This is a genomic window from Peribacillus simplex, from assembly GCF_900156045.1.
In the GTDB taxonomy this organism is placed as follows: Bacteria; Bacillota; Bacilli; order Bacillales; family DSM-1321; genus Peribacillus; species Peribacillus simplex_D.
This window is the reverse complement of record NZ_FTMX01000009.1, coordinates 1-23,975: the sequence shown is the minus strand read 5'-3', so window position 1 is coordinate 23,975 and position 23,975 is coordinate 1. Positions and strand designations below refer to the sequence as shown.

General features: G+C 39.4%; 23 protein-coding genes and 3 pseudogenes. 19 read left to right on the top strand and 7 right to left on the bottom strand.

What is annotated here, in order from left to right:
* The first annotated feature begins 68 nt into the window (after positions 1-68).
* Both BW986_RS24290 and BW986_RS24285 read left to right on the top strand, forming a co-directional pair.
* Complete coding sequence (locus tag BW986_RS24290) at positions 69-1,688, top strand: amidohydrolase (RefSeq protein ID WP_076371650.1); 1,620 nt, start codon at positions 69-71, stop codon at positions 1,686-1,688.
* Between the two features lie 605 nt (positions 1,689-2,293).
* Entirely contained in the window at positions 2,294-2,914 is a 621-nt protein-coding gene (locus BW986_RS24285; RefSeq protein ID WP_311316574.1) for a TetR/AcrR family transcriptional regulator, read from the top strand.
* Positions 2,915-3,145: 231 nt separating this feature from the next.
* On the opposite strand, the gene kynU is transcribed toward BW986_RS24285, so the two are convergent.
* Positions 3,146-4,432, bottom strand: a complete 1,287-nt coding sequence (gene kynU / locus BW986_RS24280; RefSeq protein ID WP_076371646.1) for a kynureninase — start codon at positions 4,430-4,432, stop codon at positions 3,146-3,148.
* A gap of 329 nt (positions 4,433-4,761) precedes the next feature.
* On the opposite strand from kynU, the gene nbaC reads away from it, so the two are divergent.
* The 13 genes from nbaC to BW986_RS24215 all read left to right on the top strand — a co-directional run bounded on the left by nbaC (position 4,762) and on the right by BW986_RS24215 (position 17,078).
* On the top strand, positions 4,762-5,304 hold the full coding sequence (gene nbaC, locus BW986_RS24275) for a 3-hydroxyanthranilate 3,4-dioxygenase (RefSeq protein WP_076371644.1): 543 nt from the start codon (positions 4,762-4,764) through the stop codon (positions 5,302-5,304).
* A complete protein-coding gene (locus BW986_RS24270) occupies positions 5,295-6,326 on the top strand; it encodes an amidohydrolase family protein (RefSeq protein ID WP_179086158.1) in 1,032 nt (343 codons plus the stop codon). The genes nbaC and BW986_RS24270 overlap by 10 nt, the downstream gene beginning before the upstream one ends.
* The gene (locus BW986_RS24265) at positions 6,304-6,780 is read left to right on the top strand and encodes a RidA family protein (protein ID WP_076371640.1); all 477 of its coding nucleotides are present in this window, start codon (positions 6,304-6,306) and stop codon (positions 6,778-6,780) included. The genes BW986_RS24270 and BW986_RS24265 overlap by 23 nt, the downstream gene beginning before the upstream one ends.
* Positions 6,773-8,242 (top strand): aldehyde dehydrogenase, encoded by a 1,470-nt coding sequence (locus BW986_RS24260; protein ID WP_076371638.1) that lies wholly within the window; start codon positions 6,773-6,775, stop codon positions 8,240-8,242. The genes BW986_RS24265 and BW986_RS24260 overlap by 8 nt, the downstream gene beginning before the upstream one ends.
* Positions 8,243-8,298: 56 nt before the next feature.
* Positions 8,299-8,580 (top strand): aspartyl-phosphate phosphatase Spo0E family protein, encoded by a 282-nt coding sequence (locus BW986_RS24255; RefSeq protein WP_076371636.1) that lies wholly within the window; start codon positions 8,299-8,301, stop codon positions 8,578-8,580.
* Positions 8,581-8,759: 179 nt separating this feature from the next.
* On the top strand, positions 8,760-9,539 hold the full coding sequence (locus tag BW986_RS24250) for a 2-keto-4-pentenoate hydratase (RefSeq protein WP_076371634.1): 780 nt from the start codon (positions 8,760-8,762) through the stop codon (positions 9,537-9,539).
* Positions 9,540-9,564: 25 nt separating this feature from the next.
* Entirely contained in the window at positions 9,565-10,485 is a 921-nt protein-coding gene (locus tag BW986_RS24245; RefSeq protein ID WP_076371632.1) for an acetaldehyde dehydrogenase (acetylating), read from the top strand.
* The gene (gene dmpG / locus BW986_RS24240) at positions 10,472-11,497 is read left to right on the top strand and encodes a 4-hydroxy-2-oxovalerate aldolase (protein WP_076371630.1); all 1,026 of its coding nucleotides are present in this window, start codon (positions 10,472-10,474) and stop codon (positions 11,495-11,497) included. The genes BW986_RS24245 and dmpG overlap by 14 nt, the downstream gene beginning before the upstream one ends.
* Before the next feature lie 4 nt (positions 11,498-11,501).
* A complete protein-coding gene (locus BW986_RS24235) occupies positions 11,502-12,290 on the top strand; it encodes a 2-keto-4-pentenoate hydratase (RefSeq protein ID WP_076371628.1) in 789 nt (262 codons plus the stop codon).
* 20 nt (positions 12,291-12,310) lie between these two features.
* Positions 12,311-12,502 carry a tautomerase family protein gene (locus tag BW986_RS24230; protein WP_076371626.1) on the top strand — a complete coding sequence of 64 codons (192 nt, stop codon included), beginning with the start codon at positions 12,311-12,313 and terminating at the stop codon, positions 12,500-12,502.
* 301 nt (positions 12,503-12,803) lie between these two features.
* Positions 12,804-14,243: a Na+/H+ antiporter NhaC gene (gene nhaC, locus BW986_RS24225; RefSeq protein WP_076371624.1), complete on the top strand. Its 1,440-nt coding sequence runs from the start codon at positions 12,804-12,806 to the stop codon at positions 14,241-14,243.
* Between the two features lie 321 nt (positions 14,244-14,564).
* Complete coding sequence (locus BW986_RS24220) at positions 14,565-16,070, top strand: sulfatase-like hydrolase/transferase (protein WP_076371622.1); 1,506 nt, start codon at positions 14,565-14,567, stop codon at positions 16,068-16,070.
* A gap of 39 nt (positions 16,071-16,109) precedes the next feature.
* Positions 16,110-17,078, top strand: a complete 969-nt coding sequence (locus tag BW986_RS24215) for a formylglycine-generating enzyme family protein (RefSeq protein WP_397223016.1) — start codon at positions 16,110-16,112, stop codon at positions 17,076-17,078.
* Positions 17,079-17,215: 137 nt separating this feature from the next.
* On the opposite strand, the pseudogene BW986_RS30950 reads toward BW986_RS24215, so the two are convergent.
* From BW986_RS30950 to BW986_RS30945, 3 genes and pseudogenes are all read right to left on the bottom strand, one after another.
* Positions 17,216-17,354: pseudogene (locus BW986_RS30950) on the bottom strand (IS4 family transposase); the annotation flags it as partial.
* Positions 17,355-17,554: 200 nt separating this feature from the next.
* Complete coding sequence (locus tag BW986_RS24205) at positions 17,555-17,683, bottom strand: hypothetical protein (RefSeq protein WP_260320973.1); 129 nt, start codon at positions 17,681-17,683, stop codon at positions 17,555-17,557.
* 12 nt (positions 17,684-17,695) lie between these two features.
* A pseudogene (locus BW986_RS30945) lies at positions 17,696-17,740 on the bottom strand (hypothetical protein); the annotation flags it as partial.
* 20 nt (positions 17,741-17,760) lie between these two features.
* Here BW986_RS30945 and BW986_RS31145 point away from each other — a divergent pair.
* A pseudogene (locus BW986_RS31145) lies at positions 17,761-17,853 on the top strand (recombinase family protein); the annotation flags it as partial.
* Positions 17,854-17,984: 131 nt separating this feature from the next.
* Here the strand turns inward: BW986_RS31145 and BW986_RS24200 are convergent.
* A complete protein-coding gene (locus BW986_RS24200) occupies positions 17,985-18,677 on the bottom strand; it encodes a hypothetical protein (protein WP_076371616.1) in 693 nt (230 codons plus the stop codon).
* 289 nt (positions 18,678-18,966) lie between these two features.
* On the bottom strand, positions 18,967-19,635 hold the full coding sequence (locus BW986_RS24195) for a hypothetical protein (protein WP_076371614.1): 669 nt from the start codon (positions 19,633-19,635) through the stop codon (positions 18,967-18,969).
* 313 nt (positions 19,636-19,948) lie between these two features.
* Here BW986_RS24195 and BW986_RS30940 point away from each other — a divergent pair, with 313 nt between their 5' ends.
* The 3 genes from BW986_RS30940 (at position 19,949) to xerS (ending at position 22,407) form a co-directional block, all read left to right on the top strand.
* On the top strand, positions 19,949-20,413 hold the full coding sequence (locus BW986_RS30940; RefSeq protein WP_076371612.1) for a M14 family zinc carboxypeptidase: 465 nt from the start codon (positions 19,949-19,951) through the stop codon (positions 20,411-20,413).
* Positions 20,403-20,729, top strand: a complete 327-nt coding sequence (locus BW986_RS30935; protein ID WP_076371610.1) for a hypothetical protein — start codon at positions 20,403-20,405, stop codon at positions 20,727-20,729. Before BW986_RS30940 ends, BW986_RS30935 begins: the two co-directional genes overlap by 11 nt.
* A 607-nt stretch (positions 20,730-21,336) precedes the next feature.
* On the top strand, positions 21,337-22,407 hold the full coding sequence (xerS, locus tag BW986_RS24180; RefSeq protein WP_076371608.1) for a tyrosine recombinase XerS: 1,071 nt from the start codon (positions 21,337-21,339) through the stop codon (positions 22,405-22,407).
* Positions 22,408-23,030: 623 nt separating this feature from the next.
* Here xerS and BW986_RS24175 read toward each other — a convergent pair.
* Positions 23,031-23,975, bottom strand: a 945-nt coding sequence (locus BW986_RS24175; RefSeq protein ID WP_081395771.1) for an IS110 family RNA-guided transposase, incomplete at its 5' end; no start/stop codon positions are given.

Sequence of the window (23,975 nt, the reverse complement as noted above, 5' to 3'; positions counted from 1 at the left end):
TTAAAGCAGATGAATGCTAAATACTAAATTGATCACTCTAAAAGAGTAATTTGGAAAGGGATGAGTTTATGAAAGCTGATGTTGTATTGATAAATGGAGAGGTTATTACAGTAGACCAAAAGAATACAGTAGTCGAAGGTGTAGCAATAAAAGATAATCGTATTGCAGTTGTTGGTTCAAATCAGGAGGTTAAGAGTTTTATAGGAGAAAAAACGGATGTTATTGACCTGCAAGGAAAAACGCTTCTTCCTGGATTCATTGATTCTCATATTCACCTCATTTTTTATGGGGTGAATCAGTTGGCGGTAAGTTGTAAAGCTGAACATATCGATTCTATCGAGGCTTTGTTAGATGACCTGAAAAAGAAAGCCTTAGAAACTCCTAATGGTGAATGGATACGTGCTTGGGGCTTTAATGAAACCGCTGTGAAGGAAAAGCGCTATCCAACAATCGCTGAGCTGGATGAAATTTCAGTTGAACACCCCATTATTGTATCCCGTACTTGCAACCATATAAGCGTGGTGAACAGCAAAGCATTAGAAATTGCGCAAATTAACGAGAACACACCGGATCCTAATGGGGGAGTTATTGAAAAGAATCAGGCAGGAAGGCTTACAGGAAAGTTAATTGAAGCAGCAAATATGGGTATGAACGATGTTGCAAGTTATACAGAAAGTGAACTGATGAAGGCTGTGAAAATTGCATCAGATCATTTCATTGCAGCGGGCATAACAAGTATACATGAGGCAGGTGGAAATGGTCCTGAGAGTTACCGTTTACTACAACAAGCTGTGAAGAGTAAGGATATTCGTGTCCGAATATATGCAATGATATGTCAGGTAAATAACTCCCATGAATTTGTTAATAAAATGGTCGAGGCTGGTGTGGTAACTGGTACCGGAGATGAGAGATTCAAAGTTGGACCAGTTAAATTGTTTACAGATGGAAGTAGCACCGGGCCTACAATTGCAACCCGTGAGTCGTACACCAGTGACTCTAACAATTATGGCATTCTTTATTATAGTGAGGAAGAAATCTACCAGGTTTTAGGTGAAGCACATAAAAAAGGCTATCAAATCACTGTACATGCACAAGGTGATAAAGCCATTGAAATGTATTTAAATTGTGTAGAAAAGGCGTTGGAGGAATCACCAAGAAAAAACCATCGTCATCGGATTGAGCACGCGGGAATTTCTTCACCAGATTTACAAGAGAGAATGAAAAAACTCGAGATGGTTCCTATTCCAAATCCTCCATTTCCATATGAATTCGGAGAGATATATGTCCAACACTATGGTGATCGTGTTAATCACATGTACGCTGTTCGTGATTTTATTGATCGTGGCATCATGGCAGCAGGTGGATCGGACGCGCCAGTTACTGATTATAATCCTTTATTAGGAATTCATGTTGCTGTCAATAGAAAAAGCCAGTCTGGAATGGAGTTTGGTGCTAATCAATCTATAAGCGTAATGGAAGCTATTAAACTATACACCTGGAATGGCGCTTATGCGAGTTTTGAAGAAGAGATAAAAGGAAGCATAGAGGTCGGAAAGTTGGCGGATTTAGTTATATTAAATGACAGCATTTTAAGTATCAAACCAAACCAAATTAAAGATTTAAAAGTAGAAACAACTATTATTGATGGTCAAATTATCTATCAAGAAGAACAATCAGTGAAAATTTAATATATCATAGTTTGCATACCACGTAACCTTGTAATGTTACGTGGTGTTTTATCCAATTAGGTACCAAAATTATTTGAGACGTTTGCCCCTCTGCATACCTGCTTGCACCTTAAGAAATAAGATGCTATTCAAAATAATTTCTTAAAATGCCCTTTTTGTTTAAATACTTAGGTGACATAATACTCATTAGAAACAATCATTAAGTACCTGAAAGTCTTTGGATTCAGGGATTTTTCATGGAACTGTTGCATAAAAATAAAGATGTTTCATGTACAGCTGTTTAAATATCAGTAATGTTACCCCATGAAAGGGTCATATTCTTGAATAAGAAAAGGATATTCTGGACAACTAATAGAAAGAGTTTTTACATAGCAAAAGGGTTTGAAGTAGTCTCTGAATTTGATGATAATTTTGATTTATTGTCATATCAAATTGTTGTTCCCCATTTCCATTCCATACTGGCTCACATGGAAAGTTGTTGGTAGAATAAGATGAATGCTAATGAAGCTGATGGAGAGAACTTGTGTAAAAAATTGAAATGAGGACTATTACAGAGGTTCGGAGTTGTTTTTGAATTAAGGGAAGGTAAAGAGCAGGGGGATTCGATGATGAGAGAACAAAATAACCTAGAAGATGGAAGACGTTTAAGGTCGATGAAAACTCGATACAAAATAATTAACGCTGCCCATCATGTCTTTTTAAGGGAGGGATACCAACAGACAACGATTAAACAAATTATAGAACAAGCAAGAACAGGGTATGGAACAGCTTATGGTCATTTTAAAGGAAAAGATGATCTGTTAATCATAGTAATGGAAGATGTAATGAATAAGTTTTTTGATGTAGCACATATCCCCTTTTTCCCTTCAACAAAAGAAGAAGCAAAAGGAATTATCTTGGATCAGGTATTAGAATTTTTAAAAATAGCAGACACTGAAAGAGAAATAATGAAAGTTTTTTCAGAAGGCATCGGAGTTTCTGCTACTGTGAACGACAAGTGGGAAGAAATTAGACAAGGATTTATTCAAAGTATTACAAAAGATATTACTTACTCGCAAGTAAAAGGGCTGGCTCGTACAGACTTAAAAGCTGAATTAGTAGCTCGTAGCTGGTTTTTTTCTAATGAAATGTACCAATGGGAAATCGTTTTTAATAAAAATAAAAGTCCCCTTGAAGAAATTGCCTTAACATTAACAACGATGTATGTTGACGCAATTTATTGTTAAATCTTTTTCTTCATTACTATTCTAGTAAAAGGAGAGATTCGAATCATAAAAACGAACATGAGTTAATCTCTCCTAACTATGGAATTTGGTGAGGCTTAAAGTACGAACAAACACAATAAGGCGATGTGAGTATCAGCTTCGCCCTTTTTCCAAAAAAAAAGCCAAGGCTCTTTTAAGAAGCACTTTGGCCATTTTTTTATTATATTACACCATTGTAAAAGTCGTTAAATTTTACGCTACTACATTTCGTTGAGAATCGAATTTTTCATATTGTTTCTCTACCATTATTTTTTTCAATGTGTTTATAGTACGCCAAACATCTTCATATGAAGTGTAAAGCGCTATTGGCGCAAGGCGAATGATATTTGGGGCGCGGAAGTCTGGAGTAATATTATTTTCTTTAAGTGCCTTACAAATACGAACAGCCTCTTTATGCTCCAGACTAACATGTCCCCCTCGACGCGAGTCATCATTAGGGTTAGCGATGATAAATCCCATATTATCTAATTCAGTAATGATTAAGTCCATCATATATCTAGTTATTTGACGAGACTTTCTATAAATTCTATCGATAGAAGCTTCTGAAAAGATTTCTAAAGATCCGATTAATGGCGCCAAACTAAAGATATGTGGTGTACCGATTTGATAGGCACCTGCTGAATGTTCAAGAGTTAGGACATGTTCCATATCAAATTGCTTTTCTTTGTTGGAACTATACCAACCGGTTAAACCAGGCAATTTTCCAAAGTGCTTCTTATTAACATATATGGACCCAACACTCCCAGGACCAGCGTTTAAATATTTATAGTTGCACCAAATGCCAAAGTCCACATCCCACTCACTAAAAGAATGTGGGATAACACCAGCGGAATGGCATGCGTCAAACCCAATTAAAATACCACGTTTATGTGCTTCGTCAGTTAACATTTTTATGTCTAATAATTGCCCACTGCGATAAAGCACTGTAGGTAATAGTATGAGGGCCACTTCATCAGTCATAGCAGCAACCACATCTTCCTCTTCTATAAATCTCCCATCCCTGCTTTCCAAACGAATGAGATGTTCATCTGGATTATAACCATGTAACCGTATCTGACTTTGTAGTGCATAAATATCTGTTGGAAAATCAAGTGCTGTCGCTATAATTTTGGTTCTATTTCCTTCAGGCTGATAAAAGGTGGATACAACTTGATGTAAATTTGATGATGTAGAACCTGTAACAATGACCTCAGATGGAGTAGCACCAACGATTGGTGCCATCTTTTCACCTAATTTTTCCGATAAATAAAACCATGGATACTTGCCTTCAGTCCAACCTTCTATCTGAGAACGCCTCCAAGATTCCATAAGCTCTAATAAGCTTTTTTCGGATCGTTTGGACATTAAACCGAGTGAATTTCCATCAAGATAGGTCTTATCCTCCGGTATATAAAATTCATTTCGAAATTTGGATAGATCATCTCGCTTATCTAGTTCAAGTGCATGGTCCAAAGAAGGATTAAAACAATTACTATTCATAATATTCACACCTTTCAATTATTTTCAAATGTAAATACAACTATAAAATAAATCCGACTCAATGTCTATAACTTTTGCTTTTACCCTTTTTAAAAATTGAATAAGTCCTTAATTAATTTGGTTATATACCATCTGATTTAATGAAAAAATTAGATGGTAAGTCGGAAAAATATTATGGACATGATGTCGGTTTAATATTATAATCCGAATTATAAGAATTTACAGAAAAGTTGGCGGGTGATAAATGGGCTAATAATTTTTTAGATTAGTAATTTATGAAAGCGTGCTAAAAAATTCATATAACTACAATTATTGAGGAGGAAAAAGTAATGAATACAAAAAGCTTGGTTTCTTTCAATTTAAACAAATGGATCGAAGAAAATAAGGACTTACTAAAACCACCTGTAAATAATAAGGTCATCTGGGAAGATTCTGAATTTATTGCCATGATTCTTGGTGGACCGAATAGAAGACGTGACTTCCATGTGGACCCGTCCGATGAGTTCTTTTATCAGATTAAAGGTGATTGTTATGTGGAGTGCATTACGGAAGAGGGGGAGCGTAAAGTTATAACGGTGAAAGAGGGAGAAGTGTTTATGCTTCCTGCAATGGTACCGCATTCACCACACAGGGTCGCTGATACATACGGACTTGTGATCGAACGGAAACGGGATCAAGGTGAGATGGAAGATTTCGTCTGGTTTTGTGACGAATGTAATGTTGAAATGCATCGAGTAACCGTTCAACTATGTGACATTGAAACACAAGTGAAAAATGCGATTCATAGTTTCAATTCAAATAAGGAAATTAGAGTATGTAAAAATTGTAGCCATGTGATGCCGGAAGAAGTGGAGGAATGGAAATGCGAATAGATTTTCATACACATATTATTCCTGAAAGCTTTCCGGACTTTGCCGAAAAGTATGGTGGTGAACGCTGGCCTGTGCTGGAGCGAACGTGCACATGTGGCGCATCCATTATGGTAGGAGGAAAGAATTTCCGAGACGTAACCGAGCAAGTATGGTCTCCTGAAAAACGCATAGCAGACATGGACCGTGAAGGAGTGGACATCCAAGTTCTATCTCCGATTCCTGTTACCTTTTCGTATTGGGCCAAACCGCAGCATGCCGAGGAAATGGCAAAAATCCAAAATGATTTCATTGCAGAGACAGTGGCTAAGTATCCAGACCGTTTCGTAGGACTGGGAACGGTTCCGATGCAGGATGGTGCAACCGCCGTAAAGGAGATGGATCGCTGTATAAATGAATTGCAGCTGCACGGAATTGAAATCGGAACGAATGTGAATGGCAAAAATTTAGATGAACCTTCCTTCATCGAATTTTTCCAAATGGCCGAGAAATGGGAGGTACCGCTTTTCATTCATCCATGGGAAACATTAGGTCGTGATCGAATGGCAAACCATAATTTTATGTATACGGTGGGAATGCCTAGTGAAACAGCACTCGCTGCCGCAACGTTAATATGGAGCGGTATTATGGAGAAGTTTCCGAGATTGAAAGTTTGCTTTGCACATGGAGGCGGTTCCTTCCCGTATATCCTTCCCCGGCTAGATAAGGGGTGGGAAGTATGGCCTCATTTGCGGTTGACGACACATCCGCCAAGCTACTATGCAAAGCAATTTTATTTCGATTCATTAAATTATGATCCATTAAACATTAAGTATATGATTGATCGATTTGGACACGAGAAAATTTTTATGGGTTCAGATTATCCGTTCTTACTCCGTGAAATCGATCCGGGAAAAGTGATTGATGAAACGGTTGAATTAACGGAACAACAAAGGGCGGACATGCTGGGTGGAAATGCTGCAAATTTCCTGAACATTGAAAAGAAGAAAAGAGGGAATATTCATGCCAACAGTGCAAACGCCTGAAAATAGATTGAAGGAAATGGGGTTAACCTTGTCACCCGTTCGCCCATCTGTAGGGAACTATGTCAGTTGTGTACGGACAGGGAATTTATTGTTTACAGCCGGACAAGGCGTCGATCAATATCACGGGAAATTAGGTAGAGATTTAACGGTCGAGGATGGCTATCTAGCTGCCCGTCAATCGATGCTGAATGTATTGAGTGCTGTTTGCCATGAGTTGGGTGGGTTAAGCAAGGTGAAGCGCGTTGTCAAAATTCTTGGCTTTGTTAACAGTACCGAAGATTTTACGGCCCAGCCTAAAGTGATGGATGGGGCTTCCGACTTGTTAGTGGAAGTATTCGGAGAAAAAGGAAAGCATGGTCGTTCTGCAGTGGGGATGGCCCAGTTGCCGAACAATACAGCTGTTGAAATTGAAATGATTTTAGAAATTGAGGATGAGGAGGTACATGATGAGTAAAAAAGCATTAGTCGAAAAAATAAAAGTAAAAGATGCCATGCTTTTTATTGGTGGTGAATATGTAGAGGCTCTTTCCGGCAAAACCTTTGATACCCTTAACCCTGCTACAAATGCGAAGCTTGCAACCGTCGCCGATGGAAGCGAGGAAGACGCAAAGCGCGCCATCGAGGCAGCGCAGCGTACATTTGAAAGTGGCGTCTGGAGTAAGATGCCGATTGAGGAAAGATCCGATATTCTTTGCAAAATGTCCGATTTAATCATGGAAAGAGTGGATGAGCTCGCTTATGTGGAAACGCTTGACGTTGGGAAGCCGATTAAAGAAAGCCGTGGGTTTGACATTCCTCGTGCAGCTCAAAACTTCCGCTTTTTTGCAGAGATGGCTAAGTACATGGTGCATGAACATTATGATAAGCACAATGTTATGTCCTATGCCAAATACGCACCGGCTGGTGTCACGAGCTTAATTATCCCTTGGAATTTGCCGTTCATGCAAATGACATGGAAAGCTTCTGCTGCTATGGCTTCAGGTAATACCGTTGTGGTAAAACCGGCATCTTATACCCCGTTAAGTGCCGTCATGCTCGGGGAAATCGCTAATGAGGCTGGATTGCCACCTGGTGTGTTAAATATCATCACAGGTCCGGGAAGTACGGTTGGTACGACTATGTCGACACATCCGGCTGTCCGCCGCATTTCATTTGTCGGGGAAAGCAATACTGGTAAAACGGTGATGAGAAATGCTGCGAATAACTTAATTCCAGTTTCCCTAGAATTAGGGGGGAAATCTGCCAACATCGTATTTGAAGATGCGGATTTAGATGAGGCCGTAAATGGATCAATTGAAGCCATTTATCGTAACCAGGGGGAAATTTGCTTGGCGGGTTCGCGATTGCTCGTCCAAGAAAGTGTTTATGATTCATTTTTAGAAAAGTTCACAAAAGCTGTACAGAAAATTAAAGTGGGCGATCCGACCGATGAGAATACGGACATGGGAGCACTTGTATCGAAGGGACATCTAAAGACAGTAGATCAATATGTGCAAATCGGTCTTTCTGAAGGGGCAAAACTTGCTTATGGAGGAAAACGAGTAGCAGGACTTGAAAAAGGGAATTTCTATGAGCCAACCGTTCTTTATGATGTGTGCAATAAGATGCGTGTAGCCCAAGAGGAAATTTTCGGCCCTGTTATTGTGATCATCCCATTTAAAACAGAGGAAGATGCCATTCGTATTGCAAATGATTCGATCTACGGTCTAGCAGGCGTCGTTTGGACAAATGATTTAAGACGAGCACAGCGGGTGGTTTCTGAAGTGAATGCGGGATTACTATGGATTAATTGTTGGTATATCCGTGACTTAAGAACTCCGTTTGGCGGGGCGAAGGCAAGCGGTATCGGCCGTGAAGGCGGACGTCATAGTTTTGAGTTCTACACAGAAGCAAAAACGGTCACGATGAAACTTTAATTTAAAGGCTTTGTTAAAAACAATCCTTGATTTCTGGTAGAGAGGAAATAAGATCAATGATTTTGAGGAATGCACTAGCTTTAAGGGAGAGTATAGAAGTATATCGTCAGAGTATGTCCGAATTGGCAAAGAGGAAGGGGATTTCTGATCCGCATGTAATAAAGATCAGTCAACAACTAGATGTGAAAATCACCATTTTGCAAAAAATTATAAATGATACTCAATCTTTATCAAAAGCAAAGTCTTTTTATCACGATGAAAACAAGGTTGAGTCTGCAGACACCACTCATACTAGTGTGACTGAAATTATCAACATCGAACTTGAACAAAGCCAATAAAAAAATAGAACGTTACGTTTTGGATAGATACCAACAATTACTTTCCACTGAAGGGGACCATTATGGGAAACGACTTTACCAGGTTTCGATGATGGCTCCTTTCAGGATGATAATAAAAATGTACAGAGCTTTTTTTCTTTGTGTTATGTTCCATTTTTAAAGAAGGGGTGATTCAGTCGATGCAAACATTAATTGAAAAGCTGGCGGAAGAGCTATTGGAAGCGGAACGGGCCATTAAGCCGATTTCTCCCATTACAGATCGTCATGATACATTATCAGTTGTCGATTCTTATCACGTTCAGCTGGAGGTTGTGAAAAGAAAGCTGGCGGAAGGACGATCAATCATTGGAAAAAAAGTAGGGCTGACGAGTAAAGCGATGCAACACATGTTAGGGGTCAACGAACCGGATTATGGACACTTGTTTGACGATATGAAGGTGGAAACTGATGAAATGGTCAATATCGATTTGATGGTTGCCCCTAAAATTGAAGCGGAGATTGGCTTTATTCTGGGAGAAGATTTAAAAGGTCCCAATCTGACATATTTAGATGTAATGATGGCAACGAAATATGTTGTTCCTACGATTGAAATCATAGACAGCCGCATTGTCGATTGGAGGATTAAGTTAATCGATACGATTGCAGACAATGGTTCATCCGCAAAAGTGGTTGTAGGGAAGAGGTTATCAACAATTGATCAAATCGATTTACGTATCGCCAGTATGGTTCTTTACAAAAATGAGGAATTGATTGCGACAGGTGCCGGAGCAGCGGCTCTTGGACACCCTGCTCATGCTGTGGCATGGCTGGCGAATAAGCTTTCCGAATTCAATATTTCGCTGAAAGCCGGAGAATTGATTTTACCTGGGGCTTTATCTGCAGCGATTCTAGTATCGAGTGGGGATACGATCACAGCCGAATTCGGCACTCTCGGTTCGGTATCTGTTCATTTTGAATGATTATATAGAAAGATGGTGGATAGACGTGAAAAAAATAAAAGCGGCCATTGTCGGTTCGGGAAATATCGGTACAGATTTAATGTACAAACTGGAGCGAAGTGAAGTCATTGAATTAACGGCGTTGATTGGAATCGATCCGGAATCGGAAGGATTAAAAAGAGCGGAAAAAGCAGGTTATCAAACCTTTAGCAATGGGATACAATCGCTCATTGACAACCCGGATTTAGCGGATATTGTGTTCGATGCCACATCAGCAAAAGCCCATGTAAGACATGCTAAGATTTTAAAAGATTTAGGAAAAAAAGCGATTGATTTAACACCTGCAGCGAGAGGACCATTTATCTCCCCGGCGGTTAACCTTGGTGAAAACCTTGATGCCGAAAACGTAAATATGATCACATGCGGAGGGCAGGCGACGATTCCAATCGTCCATGCCATCAATAAGGTAGCGGATGTGACATATGGAGAGATCGTGGCCACTATTGCGAGCCTTAGTGCCGGTCCGGGTACACGAGCAAATATTGATGAATTTACGATTACGACAAGAAATGGGATTGAGGAAGTGGGAGGAGCTGACCGTGGTAAGGCCATCATTATTTTAAACCCTGCCGATCCACCCATTTTGATGCGTGACACGGTGTATTGCGAAGTGAAAAAGATGGATGAATCGGTTATTCGTCAGTCCATTTACAATATGGTCCAAAAAGTTCAGGAATATGTTCCGGGTTATCGTTTAAAGCAAGAGCCTTTGTTTGATGGCAATCAAGTCACGGTTTTCCTGGAAGTAACGGGAGCGGGCGATTATTTCCCTCCTTATGCCGGGAATTTGGATATCATGACGGCTGCTGCAGCAAAAGTCGCAGAAGACTATGCCCGTCACATGCTAGTAATGTCTTCGACTGCACTAAAAGAGAAGGAGAGGACTGAAGCGTATGAGACGAAATAGTGATAAGTCTATTAAAATCACGGAAGTCAGTTTAAGGGATGGAAGCCATGTAGTCAGGCATCAGTTTACAAAAGAACAAGTCCGGAATGTCGCTAGAGCACTGGATGATGCAGGCATGCATTATATTGAAGTGAGTCATGGCGACGGATTGGGAGGATCAACCTTACAGTATGGTAAATCCCTTGTCGATGAGATGGAGCTTATTGAAGCGGCAGCGGAGGTATGTAAACAAGCGACAGTCGCCGTCCTTTTGATTCCGGGCATTGGAACCGTTCATGAATTGAAGCAAGCGCGGGGGCTTGGTGCAGGATTGGTGCGTGTGTCGACGCATGTAACGGAAGCGGATGTATCCGCCCAGCATATACAACAAGCCCGTGAACTTGGAATGGAAACGTTCGGTTTCTTGATGATGGCCCATTCTGCGTCGGTTGAGAAGCTAGTGGAACAGGCAAAGTTGATGGAAAGCTATGGGGCTCAGGGGGTTTATATAACGGATTCCGCCGGTGCACTTTTGCCACATGGTGTTCGCGAACGTGTCAAAGCGCTTCGTGAGTCGCTTGATATTGAAGTCGGCTTCCACGCTCATAACAATTTATCATTAGCGGTTGCCAATACTCTTACTGCGATCGAAGAAGGGGCGACAAGAATTGACGGAAGTGTACGTTGCTTAGGAGCAGGTGCGGGCAATACTCAAACGGAAGCCTTGCTTGCCGTGCTAGATAAAATGGGGATAAATGTAGGGATCGATTTATATAAAATGATGGATTTAGCTGAAGATGTGGTTGGACCGATTTTACCAAGTTCTCAAGAAATCCGTAAAGGAAGTCTTGTTATGGGATATGCAGGTGTGTATTCTAGTTTCTTACTACATGCGGAGCGTGCTGGAAAACGATTCAATCTTGATCCTCGTGATATTTTGATGGAACTTGGAAAAAGAAAAGCCGTTGGCGGTCAAGAAGATATGATTTTAGATGTAGCTACGGAGTTGGCTAAAGCGAAGGCGAGGGTATAAAAGAATGACGTTGACACAAGGTATGGAAATTGAGATTGTTGACTACTTGCTTTCTGCTGAGAAGGAAGCCAAAGAAGTAATAAAAGTGACAGATCGTTACCCGGACTTAATGATAGAAAAGGCGTATGACTTACAACAGCAGCTGATTGAAAGGAAAATAAAAGAAGGTGCAAGGCATGTAGGCGTGAAGCTTGGCCTGACAAGCAAAGCGAAGCAAGAAATGATGGGAATCAATGAAGCCATTTATGGTTACCTATTAAATGATATGCTCTCAACCGAATGGGAACCAATAGGCAGTAAAGAATTGATTCATCCAAAAGCAGAACCGGAAATCGCGTTTTTAATGGGAGAGGATCTTCAAGGAACAAGTGTAACGGCTGAGGATGTACTTAAAAAGGTTAAGTATGTAGCGCCAGCTCTTGAAATTATTGATAGCCGGTATCTGAATTTCAAGTTTACGCTTCCTGATGTGGTGGCTGATAACTGTTCTTCTGCACGTTTTGTAGTCGGAAGCAAGTGGATGAAGCCAGAGCTTCTCGATTTAGCTAATGTAGGAATGGTCATGTCTAAGAATGGTGAGGTTGCGACAGTTGGAGCGGGCGCTGCTGTGTTGGGTCATCCTGCAACAGCTGTTGCTTGGGCAGTCAATAAACTTGGACAAAGAAGTAAAGGATTAAAAAAGGGGGATATTGTTCTAACTGGCGCTTTATCAGAAGCTATCGCGTTTGAAGCGGGAGACTCTATTATTGCCCAATTTGATGGGTTAGGTAGTGTATCTTTCTTCTGCAAATAATACTAGATTTGAGGTTTTCTATGCCAATCATTCATATTCAAGTTTTAAAAGACAGAGATAACGAACAAATTAAAGGTTTGATTGCAGATGTAACTGATGCTGCGGTGAAGAACCTTAGTGTAAAGCCTGGGCAAGTAAGAGTATTGGTAACTGAAATCTCTGATACACATTGGGGGATTGGTGGAATTACTAAGAATAAGTTAAAAAATTAAGGGAAGAGTTAGTGGAAAGATGAAACAGGATCGAGATGAAAGATTTATATTGCTGTTTTGCTATTGACGATGGTTTTATCCACTTGGTTTTCGCCGATGTTTAAGGATACATTGGTATGTTGAAGAAAACATAAAGAGTGTGATCAAAGCATGTTAATTTGCGATTGGTTTGATAATAATGGAAATTAATCATACTTTAACGATAGCACCTTTATATGAGAAAACTGTTTTAAAACCTTTCGGAGTATAAATAGTGGCTCGTATATATGCAATTCCATCTTATTAAAAAGAGGTGCATAGAATGTCAAATGTGAAACAACCCAATTTATATCAAGCTATTATACCCCTGCTAATAATTGTTATCTCAGCTGCTTTTTCAATTCTCCGTTGGAACGCAGGGATGTTTGTACCCTTATTAACCGGTATTGTTACAACAGCTTTACTGGGTCTTTATCTTGGGTATAAATGGGGCGATTTGGAAAAGTTTTTAAGTGACGGCGTTTCAAGGGCTTTGACTGCTATTTTTATGTTGTTTATCATAGGCTCCATTATTGGCACATGGATTCTAAGTGGGGTCATTCCTACTCTAATCTACTACGGTTTGGATATTTTAAGCCCAGATATTTTTCTGCCTACCGTTGCCATAACCACTGCCATTTTGGGTCTTGCAACAGGAAGTTCCTTTACAGCCATTGCTACAATTGGACTAGCATTTATGGCGGTTGGGCAGGGTATTGGTTTTCCACCTGCTCTCGTTGCAGGGACGATAATTTCTGGTGCGCTTTTTGGTGATAAGTTATCAGCTTTATCGGATACGACAAACCTGACACCCGCAATGGTTGATACCGACCTCTTTAGCCATATAAAACATATGTTATGGGACTCCATTCCAGCATTTGCGATTTGTCTTGTTCTTTACTACTTCTTCGGTATGAAATATTCGGGGAATTCAGTCAATCTCGAGAAAGTAAGCGCTATCATGGATGCTTTAAATCAAACGTTTAATATTACTCCTGTTTTACTTTTATTACCTGTACTAACGATTTATATAGTGACCAGAAAATTTCCAGCCATTCCTTCTCTTTTACTTGTCAGTGTTCTTGGAGGAATAACGGCCATGGCTTTCCAAGGTAGTTCATTGAGCCAAGTGATTCAGTCAATGACAAATGGTTACACGAGTCAATCTGGTCTTAAATTGCTTGATTCCTTACTTAATCAAGGTGGAATGAAATCAATGTTTGAATTAATTGCACTCGTTATACTAGCTACAGCATTTGGGGGAATACTTGAAGGTACGGGGGTACTTAAAACAGTCCTAAATTCCTTTATTAACAAAGCACGTACAACTGGTTCTTTGATATTTTCAACCATTCTCTCCACTTTAGTCATCGGATTTGCTAGTGGGGCTCAATATCTTGCGATCATCCTTCCTGCCCGAGCTTTTGTTGGAGCATATAAGCAACGTGGTTTAGATACAAAAAATCTATCACGTTGTGTAGAGGCTGCCGGTACAGTAGGGATTAATCTAGTACCGTGGAGTGTAAATGCTTTATTTGCTGCAAAAATCCTTGGAGTTAGTCCAACAGAGTTTATTCCATTTATTTTCTTTTCTTTCTTAATCCCATTGATTAATTTAATTTATGGATACACTGGAATCAGCATCGTGAAGAAAACCTATCCAGAAATGGGGACTGATTCAACCTCTAAAACTGACCCAAATGAAAGGGAAGTGGTAATTTAAAAGGGTCTGTTTTTCTTCGTTAGAATTGCTTGCGAAGGAAAAGAGTTTAGCTATTACTTTAATAGGCCTTTCCGACATTGGATATGAAAAAAGGGACAAGGTAGGTCCCTTTTTTTCGTAATCATACAAGTCTTTTGAGCTTGAAAACGGCGGTAATATTGATATTAACTTAATCATTGCCATGGTTTAATTAAAAGTATAGGCTAACAGAATAAGAGAGGATATATTCAGCATAAGAGTTACGTTTATGGAAGCGGACAGAAGATTAAGAGATATTGTGAACCATTGAAAACAAGAGTTATATAATAGGAGGCAAAAGCGATGAAGGATAATCAACCTAATATTGTGATGATTTCATGTGATCATTTAAGAGCGGACTTATTGGGATGTGCTGGTCATGACCTAATTCAAACCCCTCATATTGACATGTTAGCAAAAAAGGGAGTGCGTTTCACCCAAGCATACTCGACTACACCTATCTGTATCCCAGCCCGGGCCACTATCATGACAGGGCTTGAGGGGAACAGCTTGGGACTAACTGAATATCGGGAAGGTGTTGAACTGCCTGTACAAGAAACTCTTCCAAAACAATTAGGTGATGCTGGTTATCAAACCCTGGTGGTTGGTAAGATGCATACATATCCAGAACGGCGCCATTATGGGTTTAACAATATGATCCTTTGGGAAGAAGGACGTCCATTCGGAGCCCCAAATGGAGAAAAAAGAGGTTATGGAGACTATGAGCAATGGTTGGCTGAACAAGGATATCCTGGCATGGCATTCGGGCACGGGATGTCAATAAATGGATATTTTATAACACCATGGCATTTGCCGGATCATTTACATCCGACTGAGTGGATTGGTCATGAAACGTGTAAACAAATTAAACGGCGAGATTGGACCAGTCCATTATTTATTTGGGCGTCATTTACTGCTCCGCATCCACCTTTAGCTCCTTTATTAAAGGATCTCTACATGTACGATCGAGATGAAATGCCTCGTCCCGTTATTGGTGATTGGGCTGAAAAGCATTCGGTATTTCATGAATTAGGGTTATCCTTTGGGGAGACGATGACTGACAAGCAAATTGACCTGGCATATCGGGCATACTTTGCATTAGTTACTCAAGTAGATAGGCAAATCAACAGAATCATTGGTACGCTTCGTGAAGAGGGCATCCTCGATAATACATGGTTCATTTTCACATCCGATCATGGAGATAATCTTGGTGATCACCATCTCTGGCAAAAAACGAACTTCCTGAAGGGATCTTGTAATATTCCGTTAATTATCACTCCTCCGTTAGTAGGAAGGGGGGATAGCTCTAATGAACTTGATTCAGAATGGCTTCCCGGTACGGTCAATAATTCGGTTGTAGGTTTACAGGATATTCTTCCAACATGCTGTGAACTAGGTGGAGCAGCAATTCCGAACGATATTGATGGAAAGAGTTTGATGGCACTTATAAATGATTCCTCTAAATCTGTAAGGGAAGTCATACTTGGAGAATTTGGGGCTATTGGAAAACGCTCTTTAATGATAACGGATGGTAAGTGGAAATATATCTGGTATGAAGAAGATGGAACGGAGCTGCTTTTTAACATTCATGAGGATTCGGATGAAATGATCAACTTAACTTTGAAGAATCCTCAATTAACAGATGAATGGAGAAGTAAATTAGTAGAAATTTTATCTAGCCGTGAAAATGATCCAGCTGTTGTTGGAAACATCCTAACAGCTGTTTCTCCGGGGCTTGAACTTTCTGCCTTGGAAAAAGAAAAAAGAAAGAATGCATACCCATTCTTTCATCCAATGGGACTACACTAATCAAAACTAAAATAAATCAACCGATTGGGGAGAGACAGATTGTCCGGGAAAAACTGTTGTACGTCGAAGAGAGAGAATGGATTAAGAAGCAGTATCTCACAATGCGAAGGGTTTTCTAATGAGATAACTCAATCAAAGTTAATACGACATGATGAAAATCTCATTAAATTACCTGGTGGAGAATTTTTAATGGGGACGGATGACCAAGACAGCTTTCCCGATGATGGGGAAGGACCGATTCGGAAAGTATACGTACAACCTTTTGCCATCGACCGTTATGCTGTCACTAATGCACAGTTTCAGGACTTCGTGGAAGATACTGGGTATATTACAGATGCAGAACGTTATAGGTGGTCATTTGTGTTTCACTTATTGCTTTCTGAGGAGATGAAGAGACGAGTATTTCATTCACCAAAGGAAACGCCATGGTGGTTTGCGTTGGAGGGAGCTTACTGGAAGCATCCTGAAGGTCCTGATTCATCCATTGCGGGGAGGATGGATCACCCGGTTGTCCACATTTCATGGAACGACGCGATGGCATATTGTAAGTGGACGGGAAAAAGGCTGCCTACAGAAGCAGAATGGGAATATGCTGCTCGCGGTGGACTAGAGAAGAAGAAATATCCTTGGGGAAATAAACTTACCTATAAGGGAGAACACCATTGTAATATTTGGCAAGGTACGTTTCCAGTAGAAAATACAAGGGAAGATGGCTATCTTACAACCGCTCCTGTAGATGCTTTTTCACCGAATGGGTTTGGTTTATACAATGTATCCGGAAATGTATGGGAATGGTGTTCCGATTGGTTTTCCAAAGTACATACGCAGGCAAAAATCAGCAAAAACCCTGCCGGTCCTGAAGTAGGGACAGCACATGTGATGAAAGGGGGATCTTATCTATGCCATAAATCATATTGTAACAGATATCGTGTGGCCGCCAGAAGTTCCAATACCCCTGATAGTTCATCAGGTAATTTGGGTTTCCGGTGTGCTGCAGATATTGAATAACATAGGAAATCTATCATATTATTAAGAACTCTGAAGATATGAAGTGGTGATTAAATGAAGATAGAAAATCTAGAGGTTTTTTGTCTTGTGCTACACAATTGTGTGAGTGGTGTACTCGCGACCTGTTGACTAAGTCATACACATAAAGCAATTAATTCTTGTGCTTGATATTTACTTGTACGTAGTACAAAACCAACTTCTTTAGCTAGACGGAGATAAGTAGTTTTGAAGTTTTTGAGAAAAAAGATTCAATTCGTCTGAAACAGAAAAACTCAGAAAACGCCATCCTTCTTGTATATTTCTACAAAAAGAATAGCGTTTTTTTCGTTATGATGATACAAATTCACCTTAGCTTGATGCCGATGTGGTAGGACCCCTTCTTTATCTATCATTCGATTATCGACTGAATTGAATCTCTTTAACAACAACAGTAGGATTATTAACAAGAGACCAAATTGTTTTGGTTGGTGTAAATATCAATTATGCAACAATTCCCGAAGTTTTATTGTCATTTCTTCTAGTGCTTGTTTTGCTTCATCTACAGTCCCGATCATATTGATGAAACTATGGACCAAATCATCATAATGCAATAGTTCTACATTCACGCCAGCTTCTTTCAGTCTCTTGCCGAAAGTTAAACCCTCATCTCTAAGAGGATCCAATTCGGCTGTAAGAAGTAAATAATGGGTTAAGTGTTAATGATATAACCAAAATGACGGGTGTCCCACGTTCCACTATTTACGCTAAAGTTAAAGAGATGACTAGCAATAGCTAATTAAAAGTAAAAAAGCCTGACTTGATTCCTATAAGGTGCTTATGTTATCTAATAATGAATATAATATACAGAGCAAAAAAATAACAAACAAAGATAAAAAAACAATTTTAAACATTCGCCTTTTTATTCACTTAAATCGCAGAGTATATATCCACCATAAATTGTAAACCGGCTGGATTGTTCAAACTAGATGGAGTAGAAGCATATTGAGGTTGAATCAGATAATTGGTGCCCTTAAATGACACAACAATTTTAAAAACCCCAATTTCTGGAGCAGTAAAGTGAGTAGAATACATGCGAATGTCCTGGAAGGTAAAAGGAGGACTATCGATTGTTAATCCGACAGCAGGATTATTTGGCTTGCCTGCGATTAATAAAAACTCATCCAATCCTTCCGGCTGAGGGAAAGCCTTAGCAAAAGGGCTTCCTACACCACCGGTTCGTTCAAAAAGTTCAATTTTTGCTTCCATCGCATTATCGGCGAAGGCAACCAAACTAACAGTAAATATTGAGGTGGTTGCTGGAAGAGTTAAAAAGGAACCAGTAGAAACAGCAAAAGCTGTCGTTTGACCATCGGATGTCGGCAGATCCCAAATATAATCAGGGTTGGGAACGCCCCCAAATGGGGAAAAAGATTGTGTACTATCATCATTATCAAATTTTTGTAATGAAGGCCACGTAGGAGGATCGACACGGCGGGAAACAGGGTCTGGATTATCTCCTGTAAAATTTGCGGCATTCAGCGCAGCTTGAGCCCTGTCAGCGCCAAGAAATACCGTAGCTGTATTACTGACAAGCCTGCTGAAAGGAAAACTAGTTGCCATACTATACATCGCCTTTCTTTTAATAGAATTAGTAGGAGTAGAAACTGCAAAACGCAAGGATGTATGCTTGCGTTAACGTGTGAAACCTACGTTTTGTCAGACTCCTGTTGTCCTTATTAAAGAACATTTTATGACCCTATATTCTATGAACATACTGGACTAGCTGCCTGTGCTTATAAGGGGATTTATGTTAACTAGAAATGTATATAATATGCATAGCTTAAAAGCACTTCCTAAAACTGTCTTTATGATAACTAACATAAAAAACGATTGTTGTTACGATCTTTTTTTATGAGCTGAAACCGTAGATATCGACTATAAATTGTAAACCCGCTGGATTATTCAAACTAGATGGATTAGAAGCATATTGAGGTTGTATCAGATAATTGGCGACCTCAAATGACACAACAATTTTAGTCCCAGCAGGAGCATTAATTATAGTAGAATAGACACGATTGTCCTGGAAGGTAAAAGGTGGATCATTGATTGTTAATCCGACAGCCGGATTATTAGGATCACCTGCAATCAATAAAAACTCATCTAACCCTGCCGGTTGAGGAGCTGCCTTTACAAAACTACCGTCAATTAATTCAAAAAGTTCAATTTTTGCTTTCATGGCATTATCTGCAAAAGCATTCAAAAAAACACTATATACGCGAGGAATAGTTAATGGATTAGAAGCAATAGCAAAAGCAGCTGATTGTCCATCAGCTGTTGGAAGATCCCAAATATATTGAGGATCAGGACTGCCCCCCAAAGGGGAAAATGCTACACCCAAATTATCATTATCAAATTTTTTTAATGAAGGCCAGGTAGGAGGATTAACGTGACGGGCAACAGCATCTGGAATCACGCCTATACCATTTGCCGCATTAAATGCCGCTTGTGCTCTGTCAGCACCAAGTCTTACAAAATTCGTATTACTGGTAAGCCTTTGTGAAAAACTAACAACCGCCATACTATACATCACCTTTCTAGACAGCAAATGTATGGGATACATGCTATCGATTGTTGTAGTAACTTGCTTTTCCAAAGCTACATTTTATCAGACGATCTCCTGTATTCTATGAACATACTCGACTAGCTGCCTGTACTTATGAAGGAGGTTAATAGTTTAGAAAAAAATTCTTTTCAGAAACCCTAATATATTGGGTTTCTGAAAAGGCTATGTTAACTAGATTTGTATAAGATATACATTTTTTCAAACAAATTAGGTTGGACGCTTTAATGGGCTGGGCTTTTTTACTTTTTACGGTATAGGAGGTTTTAGGATGAAAAAGAAAAAAGCATTATCCGGCCTGATGGCTGTGAGTTTACTAACAGTAATTCCGTGGAGTTCTGGACATGCTGAGAAACCTCAATGGACAGATGTGAATACATATGAGGAACAGGACGGAAGCAAGTTTAATAGCGAAAACTATGACTTTGTGAAATTCTCACAAATTGGTTCCAAATTAAAAGAGATTGAAAAACTTTCAAACCGTGTGAAAGTTGAAGTCCGTGGAACATCAGCTGATGGAAACCCACTCTACGTTGTCACGATTGCTGACCCAACAACGCAAGGGAAGTTCGGAAAAGTGAAGGCACTTAGAAAGCAAATGTTTAAGAATCCAGGCAAAGCTCAAGAATGGGTTGCCAATAATCCTGACTTTAAAGTTCCAATCATGATTAATGGTTCTATTCATGGGACTCAATTTGTCGTAAGTGATGCAACCCTTCAATTAATTGGGTTTTGATGTTTTTGTCTATAGTGAAACGGAAAGTCTCATTTCTACCACCCTATCCGAAGCTAATAAAGAATTTGGATTACAGAACCCCGGTCAACTTAATATGTTTAAAGACAATGTGACAAGCTTCTTAAATGAAGGTGGCAAGTATATAGCTGTAGGTGCTGGTGCTTCTAGAGCAACTAAGACACTTGGTCTTACAGACGACATCATTAATGTAGGAGATTCCAACAGTAATGGTATCGTAAAAGTTGATTATAAGGGAACGGGTTTAACAGCAGGATATGGAGAGGATGATATCGGCTTTGTCTATCGTCCAACATGATTCACTGGTACGAATAATGATGAAGTCGTCGCGACCCTTGCAGATTCAGATAATTTCTTTGTAGCTGGTCACTGGAAAAATAAAATAACCGCCAAGGGCCAAGCCATAATCGTAAAAGAACAGAATAAAGATGTAACTCTTATTGGTTTAGAAGCAGGATCACGCGACCACCCGGATTACTTGTTCCGTCTTCTATCAAATGCAATTTTCGAAAAATAGTAGAAATAGCCAAAGCCGGATTCAGCACTGAATCCGGCTTTGGCTATTTGAGAAATTCTAAACACTTGCTCTGAACTCATTACTTTTAAATCATCTGTTGCAAAAATCGCTGAAGGAAGATTCTTATCAATAAGTAGTTTTTAAGCCGATTAATAATGGTGATTACTCTTATAATTCAACAGCTGGATATGGATTCACTAACCAGGAATCATTGCAAATGAATTTAAATGATTGGATTAGCTGAACAAAATCAAAATAATTAACTTGCAAAGGGGACTGTCGGTCTCCTTTTTTGTAATATTTTTAAGGAGTGGGAGATGGTAAATAATTTATCTTTGCGTAAAATACTCATTTTACGCATAAATAAAAGTTAAAAAGGAGTAAAACAATGGCCAATACCAGACAACATCAAGTCCATGAGCAGAAATTGGATATTCGGTCTCCTTCCACCCTCTTGAATTACGTTCTTGATAATAAATTATTTTTGGAGTGGCTGATAGCCGAAGGCATTGCTGAGCAGGAGCATATTAAAGATATCCCCTTGTCAGTGCTGGAAAAGCTGAAGTTGATCGAAGCCCAATCCTTTATTAAATTTTTGGAACGGAGAAATATCCCCATCAATAAGAAGGAAACAAAAAAAGCGGAAAAGGTATCCGTCAATCGGAAAATTTCAGCACTACGTTCCCTTTTCAAATATTTAACGACTCAGACAGAAAATGAGGATGGCGAACCTTACTTCTATCGAAATGTAATGTTGAAAATTGAAGTAAATAAAGTGAAAGAGACTTTAGGGGCGCGTGTTTCTAGAATATCAACAAAGATTTTCCACAATGATGAGGATGCTCGGTTTCTTGAATTCGTGAAGCATAATTATGAAAAGGAGCTACCTGAAAAGTCCAGGAATCTCATTTATTTTATAAGAGACAAGGAACGTGATTTTGCGATTTTATCTCTCTTCTTAGGAAGCGGCATCCGGGTGAATGAGTTATCCAACTTACGGCTACGAGACTTGGATTTCGAAGAAAAGCAAATACACGTTTTACGTAAGGGTGGAAAAAAGGATGTAGTGGCAGTCTCTCCTCCGTCTATGCAGGACATAAAAGAATACCTAGCTGTGCGCACGGAACGATACAGGGGATCAAACGATGATACGGCCTATGTATTCTTGACTAGGGTGAATGATGGTGCCACTCCTCTTTCCAACCGCGCCATCGAGGCTCTAGTAAAGAAATACACGAAGGCATTTAAGTCCAATAAATCGATGTCCCCACACAAACTGAGGCATACGTACGGGACAAACTTAATGGAGCAGTCAGGAGATATTCATTTGCTGATGAATCAACTTGGTCATACTTCAATCACAACGGCTGCCCTCTATACAAATCCTGAACAAGAGAAGGCTAAAAAGGCTGCGAAACTGCTGGGAGAGAGAAGAACAAATAATCTAGAAAAGGACTAAATGAAAAAAGAGAAGATTTTTCTAGTCTTCTCCTTTTTGTTTTAAATGTAATTTTCGAGAAACGTGCTAAAAGGGACAGAACGGTTAATTTTTAGAGGGAAATATATTCTTGAATTTGGTTAGAATTGTCTTAGCAATAGTGGTTATTGTTCTATCAGGTTATAGTCTAATAACTCAAACCTTTGGAGTTAATGCCGTATTATGTGTTTTTCCTTAGGGCTCTTATGTTGGTGGTCTATTAAACATCCCTCTATTGCATTTAAGATATGTATAAAACTTGATTTTTTAAAGGAATAGTTAATGAGATATCCTCCCGTCGAAATAATTGAAAATTTAAAAAACCTATTAAATCATCTATAAGCCTTGATTTAATAGGTTTTTTTCTGGTTAAAAGTCGTTTAAATCTAAGTGTTTATTTAACAATCGCGCCCTTTAATGGAATAACGAAAATATGGGCTTATTCTTAGAATCGCTTATAGCTTGTTGAACTAAACCAGCTAATAGGATGTCAATATCTTTCTCTAAAAATTTCATTTCCATTATGATATACTATTTTTGGCCATGCCAAATAACCCTCCAAAACCCTTTTGGAAGGATTTTTCTCTGTTTCACAAAACCGGGAATCAGGCTAAATCTAGGAACGTTTCTTTTCTCTTTAATAAAGCGTAAATCCAATGAAGCAACTTATTCATACAGGCAACGATTGACACTTTGGCCGGTTTTCCTTCTGATTTTTTCTTATCATAGAAGGCTTTAAGCTTTTTGTTCCTTGAACTTCTTATGCCGCATAGTACGGCAAGATACAGAGAATGACGTAATCTGCTCGAACCTCTTTTAGTAATACGATTAATGGTTGCCGTAAACTTACCGGAAGAGTGAACACTTGGATCTACTCCAGCGAAGGCAACCAGTTTTTTCGGATGATTAAACCGATCGATTTCACCAATTTCAGAGATAATCGTGGCTGCGATTTTTTCTCCTATACCGGGAATCGATTGGATGATCTTATATTCTTCCAGTTCATTTGCCAGGGCCACTATACGATCTTCCAAATCAGAGAGGTGTCCCTGGTAATGAAAAAGCAACTCAATATACATACGAAGATTGATTACGTGACTTTCATACACGTTTTTTTGGAATGGATTTCGAGATGCGGAGTCCATTATTTTTTTTGCTTTTTCCCATGCCCATTGACCCGATCGGCTAGGACAGAACTCTATAACACTCTCTGCTAGCTTACTTTCCCCGGCTGTTAATACCGCCACTGAAGTGGGATATTCCTTTAACATCAATAAAGAAACCCTTGAATATAGATCCCCAAAAACCTTCCGGTATTCAGGAAACACTTGATCTAAAATGGTGTGAAACTGAAGTTTGGCTTCCACATACATATTCGTTACGATTTCCTGTTGTCTTGACAAATTCCGAAGGTCTAATAGCTGAATTCCTCTAATTTTATGAGGTTCAAAATCCTCTTTGTAATACAGCACACACAACTGGTACGCATCGATAGCGTCTGTTTTTACCTTCCGTAAACTGGTCTTCTTTGCCTGATAAGAAATAATCGG

Excerpts from the sequence above, each read along its gene's own strand:
- BW986_RS24290 (WP_076371650.1), top strand. The coding sequence starts at position 69 with ATGAAAGCTGATGTTGTATTGATAAATGGAGAGGTTATTACAGTAGAC.
- BW986_RS24285 (WP_311316574.1), top strand. The coding sequence starts at position 2,294 with ATGATGAGAGAACAAAATAACCTAGAAGATGGAAGACGTTTAAGGTCG.
- kynU (WP_076371646.1), bottom strand. The coding sequence starts at position 4,432 with ATGAATAGTAATTGTTTTAATCCTTCTTTGGACCATGCACTTGAACTA.
- nbaC (WP_076371644.1), top strand. The coding sequence starts at position 4,762 with ATGAATACAAAAAGCTTGGTTTCTTTCAATTTAAACAAATGGATCGAA.
- BW986_RS24270 (WP_179086158.1), top strand. The coding sequence starts at position 5,295 with ATGCGAATAGATTTTCATACACATATTATTCCTGAAAGCTTTCCGGAC.
- BW986_RS24265 (WP_076371640.1), top strand. The coding sequence starts at position 6,304 with ATGCCAACAGTGCAAACGCCTGAAAATAGATTGAAGGAAATGGGGTTA.
- BW986_RS24260 (WP_076371638.1), top strand. The coding sequence starts at position 6,773 with ATGAGTAAAAAAGCATTAGTCGAAAAAATAAAAGTAAAAGATGCCATG.
- BW986_RS24255 (WP_076371636.1), top strand. The coding sequence starts at position 8,299 with ATGATTTTGAGGAATGCACTAGCTTTAAGGGAGAGTATAGAAGTATAT.
- BW986_RS24250 (WP_076371634.1), top strand. The coding sequence starts at position 8,760 with ATGCAAACATTAATTGAAAAGCTGGCGGAAGAGCTATTGGAAGCGGAA.
- dmpG (WP_076371630.1), top strand. The coding sequence starts at position 10,472 with ATGAGACGAAATAGTGATAAGTCTATTAAAATCACGGAAGTCAGTTTA.
- BW986_RS24235 (WP_076371628.1), top strand. The coding sequence starts at position 11,502 with ATGACGTTGACACAAGGTATGGAAATTGAGATTGTTGACTACTTGCTT.
- BW986_RS24230 (WP_076371626.1), top strand. The coding sequence starts at position 12,311 with ATGCCAATCATTCATATTCAAGTTTTAAAAGACAGAGATAACGAACAA.
- nhaC (WP_076371624.1), top strand. The coding sequence starts at position 12,804 with ATGTCAAATGTGAAACAACCCAATTTATATCAAGCTATTATACCCCTG.
- BW986_RS24220 (WP_076371622.1), top strand. The coding sequence starts at position 14,565 with ATGAAGGATAATCAACCTAATATTGTGATGATTTCATGTGATCATTTA.
- BW986_RS24200 (WP_076371616.1), bottom strand. The coding sequence starts at position 18,677 with ATGGCAACTAGTTTTCCTTTCAGCAGGCTTGTCAGTAATACAGCTACG.
- BW986_RS24195 (WP_076371614.1), bottom strand. The coding sequence starts at position 19,635 with ATGGCGGTTGTTAGTTTTTCACAAAGGCTTACCAGTAATACGAATTTT.
- BW986_RS30940 (WP_076371612.1), top strand. The coding sequence starts at position 19,949 with ATGAAAAAGAAAAAAGCATTATCCGGCCTGATGGCTGTGAGTTTACTA.
- xerS (WP_076371608.1), top strand. The coding sequence starts at position 21,337 with ATGGCCAATACCAGACAACATCAAGTCCATGAGCAGAAATTGGATATT.